The sequence below is a fragment of the Streptomyces sp. H27-H5 genome (assembly GCF_026627505.1).
Taxonomy (GTDB): Bacteria; Actinomycetota; Actinomycetes; order Streptomycetales; family Streptomycetaceae; genus Streptomyces.
In genome coordinates this window covers 1-4,345 of the sequence record NZ_JAPNLK010000218.1, presented here as the reverse complement: position 1 = coordinate 4,345, position 4,345 = coordinate 1, and the positions used below count along the sequence as shown (strand labels likewise).

Sequence of the window (4,345 nt, the reverse complement as noted above, 5' to 3'; positions counted from 1 at the left end):
CCCCCGAGGACGCACTCGACACCGCCTGCCACCTCCACCTCACCGGTCTCGACACCTGACACGGGCAAGCGCACGCCAAGCCCGACGTCAACCCCCGAAGGATTTACGACGCAGACCACTTAGCGGCGGCGAACCCCCAGGAGAGGTTCCCGATCCGCCCCCGGCGGCAGGCCGTCGGGGGGACCTATTCGCCTGACGGCCCGGCTTTCCCGGGCAGGACGCCGAGGTAGTGCATGAAGATCGCTCTGGTCGATTCCGGGATCGGCCTCCTCGCCGCAGCGACGGCAGTCCGACGCTTACGGCCCGACGCCGACCTGATCCTCTCCTCTGACCCAGACGGCATGCCCTGGGGGCCGCGCCGCGCACCAGACCTGCAACGCAGGGTCCTGGCCACCGCCCAGGCCGCGGCCGCCCTCCAGCCCGACGCCCTGATCATCGCCTGCAACACCGCCACGGTTCATGCCCTGCACGCCGTAAAAGCCGCACTCGAACCCACGATCCCTGTGATCGGCACCGTCCCCGCCGTGAAGACCGCCGCCGCGACCGGCGGCCCCATCGCCATCTGGGCGACGCCCGCCACAACCGGCAGCAGCTACCAAGCAGCCCTCATTTGTGAGCATGCCCCAGGGGTTCAGGTCACAGAGATCGCCTGTCCCGGCCTCGCGGACGCGGTCCAGCACGCGGACCTTCCCGCCATGCTCGCCGCCGTGACCGACGCCTCCCGCCGTACCCCGGACGGCACGACCGACGTAGTCCTCGGCTGCACCCACTACGAACTCGTCGCCGGACACATCCGCACGGCCCTGCGCCGCCCCTCCCTCATCACCCCGATCCTCCGGGGCTCTGCCGACGCCGTCGCTGCCCAAGCCCTACGCCGCCTCACGGGTCGGCCTGGCGCAACCAGGGCAGGACACGGCCGACTGACCGTGCTGCTCAGCGGCCGAGAATCCCAACTTCCCGCCGCCGCACTCGCCTACCGCGCCGGACAGCACGTCACGGCCTCGTTCGCCGCATGAGAACAACGGCGCGGCCCCCGGTTCCCGAGGGCCGCGCCATGATCAGTCGTCCACCACCGTCAGCCGTCCACCGTCCTGGACGGTGCCCTCGGGCGGATCGCTGCGATACAGCCAGTTCGGCAGCAGGCTGTGCACGACGGGCAGCGCCATGACCCGGGTCACGGCTCCCGCCACCGCGAGGGCCACGGCGACACCCGCCGTCGTCTGCGGGATCCCGCTCGCGTCGATGATCAGCGGGAGACCCGCAGCCAGACCCAGGAAGGCCTGGAAGACCGTACGGATGGTCCGCTGGTTCGCGTCGAACGCGGTCTTCTGGCTCACTTCGGCACCTTCAGAGTCTGGCCGGGCTGAATGACGTACGGAGAGCTGATGTTGTTCTCCCGGGCGAGGGCCAGCCAGTTCACGCCGAGACGACCCCCGATCCCGGACAGCGTGTCCCCGGCGCGGACGGTGTAGGTGGCCGAGCCGCCGCCCGGCTTGCCGCTCAGGCGGCCGGCGATGCGCTGTCGCAGCCCCGACATCGTGAAGCCCTTGGGGTCGACCTTGCCGGGCTGCCACTCCAGGTGACCGATGACGCTCGCAGCACCCCACTTGTGGGCTCGGCACAGCGCCGCCGACACGCGTTCGATGGCATCGAGCTGGACCGCCGGCCACGGGTCCTCGCCGTCACCCAGGTTCTCGCACTCGAAGCCGTAGAACCTGGCATTGCCGTCCTTGTCAGCCTCGTTGGCCGCTGGGAGCGACCGCTCCGCGACCACCGCGTCCAGGACGTCGGAGTCACCCGCACCGGCATGATTCGCCCGCCCATAGCCCACGAGGTAGACCGCGCCGTCCTTGGCGATCACCCCGTGGCACAGCGGGCCCGGCAGACCGCTGTACCCGGCCTCGCAGATCCGGACGGTGTTCGCCGTCCCCGAGGTGACCGTGTGATGAATCATGATTCCGTTCAGCGGACCCCACGCACCCTTGTGGTTGCGGTTATGGGTTCGCCAACCGGGGCGTTCGATGACGTTCACGCCTTCGGCGCGAAGCGCGGCCACGAATGCGTCAGCACTCAGTGGTGTTGCCATGCTTGACTCTCGGATTCTCCCCGCGCCCAAGATCAAAAATGGTGAAGCAGCTACTACGACGTGCCACGCGACACCAGCCACAGCTGCACGGCCATCAGCAGCAGCGGAGCGACGAACGAACTCACCACCAGGCGCCTGGTGGCCGCAGCCTGCGCCTGATCCTCCCGGCGCTGCTGATCGCCCCGCTCGGTGATCTGATCGTGCTCACCGCGCAGACCGGCAAGAGCGGCCTCCACCTGGCCGATCCGCTGCTCCGTCGCACGCTGATCAGCCCGGTACACATCCTGGGTGACCACCTGATCGAGACGTGCGGCAAGGTGCGCGAGGTCGCCCCGAAGGTCCTCGCGGAGCTGCGACACCGCACGGTGCAACTCCCACAAGGTGGGCTCGGCGCTCGGCGGCACAGACACCTCTGATCACTCCCAGCAGCCCCACGCCTGACTCGATCGTACGTGCGCGTGGAGGACGGCCGCAGAATGGGAAGTTGTCGCCAGACCCCGACGATGTTGGCACCGTAGATCGGCGTACACAGTAAGCGGGCGCCGATGGAGCGCGCTGGCGACGCTCATTCCGTCAGGCCTGCCTTCGCTCTGGCTCGGGCTGCTGCTGCCGCGGAGTCCAGCGACGGGAAGACGCGGACGTGATTGAACGCTCCCGGCACGGTCAACACTCGCTTCACGTGCACGTTCAGCGAGCCGGCCAGCCAAGGCAGGGTGGCGCCGCGCCGCAAGGATGTCATCAGGGCGTGAGGCTGGAGGCTGCCAGGCACGTCACTCCGGACAAGTCCATGACCATCGGCTCGGGAAGTCGAGCAGCCCACCGAAGGTGATCTTCTCCTGGTTGTACTCGAAGGTCATGCGGCGGCGTGGCCACCCGACGGCAACGGGGCATGCCGGCCGCATGGGCGCTGACGCTCAGCCCTCATCGCAGCCCGCGACTGTGGTTGTCGCCTGCGGAGAATGGACCATGGACACCGCTGTCCTCCGTAGCCGACGGTCTTCTCCGCGGCCGAGTACCAGTCGGCGTAGCTCTGTTGGCGTGGAATGGTCCGAGCAGCAGGCGTCGGGATGGTCTCTCGCTCATGAAGCTGGGCAAGGTGGACCCGGCGGCTCACTGTGGGTGGCCGACGAACGCGGACCGCACCCTGGGTGTCTGCGGTCCAGGATGCGGGGGGCTGTCGGTCGGGTGGGAGCGGTCCTCGGCGGGTCAGTGTCCGCTCATCGGCGTTGTGTTGCCGGTAGCGCCGTGGAGCATTCCGCAGCTGGCCGGTGCGGTGGCTTCCTGGGGCAGCTTGGGGTCCAGTTCGCTCTTTCCCTTGCCGAAGTCGTACTTTCCGTTGCCGTTCGGGTCGATGCCGTGCTGCACGACGTGCAGGTTCTGCAGGTGGTTGGCAACCGCCTGGGAGACCGGGATCGTGCGGGCGTAGGAGAGGTTCCCGTTGACGTCGGCGACGGGCATCCGGTCGACGGCGAGTCCGCTGGCCTTGGATGTGTCGCCCGAGGTCGTCAGTGAGATGTTGATGTCGCCGTATGCGGGCAGGCCTTCGGCGGTGGTGACGATGCCGTCGCCGTTCTTGTCGGCGCTCGCGTCGGGGCAGTGGAAGTCGTGGCCGGTGGTGGAGCCGTGGATGTGTTGGGCGTGCGGTTGTCCGGGTACCAGCCCCTGTGCGTTGATCTTCACGGTGAGCTGCCGGCCGTGGAGGCTGAGGTAGGCGGTGCCGCTGGCTCCCGAGTTGTTCAGTTGCCGCAGGCCGACTTGGTAGTCCTGCCCATGGCGGGTCGGCGGTCCGCTGTTGTGGCCGTTGCTGGCCAGAGCTGGGGCGGCCAGGGCGATGGAGAGGGCTGCGGGCACCGCCATGAGAGCGGTGAGACGGACTGATCGTGTGGCTGCCATCGTGACGCATCCCCTTCCGGGGAGTTCACCGGCGCAGAGCCGGTATCAACGATGAGGCATGTGCCCCTTCTAGTGACTATTCGCTGCCGCTCTTGATCGAGTTTGCTCGGAAGGCCTGACTTGCGAATATTGCTGCGAGGTGACAGGTCCGTCTTTGCGGCCCGGTCAGTGGTTTATCTGTTCAGGCGGCTGGTCGGCAGGTCGCCACTGGATCGCTTCGACGCCCGGCCGGAGCGTTACTCATCCTGGATCCACCGCGTAGTGGTCGGGCTGTGGATGGAGAAATCAGAAGAGGTGCCCGCTGACCTGGGATGATGGGAGTTTCTACGCTTCCATCAGACCCGAGCAAGAGGGCACCTCGTAAGT

At 67.9% G+C, this 4,345-nt stretch carries 4 protein-coding genes and 1 pseudogene; 1 reads left to right on the top strand and 4 read right to left on the bottom strand.

Annotated elements, in window-relative coordinates; translation table 11 throughout:
- Window positions 1-233 precede the first annotated feature (233 nt).
- Window positions 234-1,016 (top strand): glutamate racemase, encoded by a 783-nt coding sequence (locus OTB19_RS41770; RefSeq protein WP_267804093.1) that lies wholly within the window; start codon window positions 234-236, stop codon window positions 1,014-1,016.
- Between the two features lie 42 nt (window positions 1,017-1,058).
- Here OTB19_RS41770 and OTB19_RS41765 read toward each other — a convergent pair whose 3' ends face one another.
- The 4 genes and pseudogenes from OTB19_RS41765 to OTB19_RS41750 form a co-directional block, all read right to left on the bottom strand.
- The gene (locus OTB19_RS41765) at window positions 1,059-1,337 is read right to left on the bottom strand and encodes a hypothetical protein (protein WP_267804092.1); all 279 of its coding nucleotides are present in this window, start codon (window positions 1,335-1,337) and stop codon (window positions 1,059-1,061) included.
- A complete protein-coding gene (locus OTB19_RS41760; RefSeq protein WP_420717026.1) occupies window positions 1,334-1,954 on the bottom strand; it encodes an N-acetylmuramoyl-L-alanine amidase in 621 nt (206 codons plus the stop codon). Before OTB19_RS41760 ends, OTB19_RS41765 begins: the two co-directional genes overlap by 4 nt.
- Window positions 1,955-2,139: 185 nt before the next feature.
- Entirely contained in the window at window positions 2,140-2,445 is a 306-nt protein-coding gene (locus OTB19_RS41755; protein WP_267804090.1) for a hypothetical protein, read from the bottom strand.
- Window positions 2,446-3,298: 853 nt separating this feature from the next.
- Window positions 3,299-3,979, bottom strand: a pseudogene (locus OTB19_RS41750) (hypothetical protein); the annotation flags it as partial.
- Window positions 3,980-4,345 lie beyond the last annotated feature (366 nt).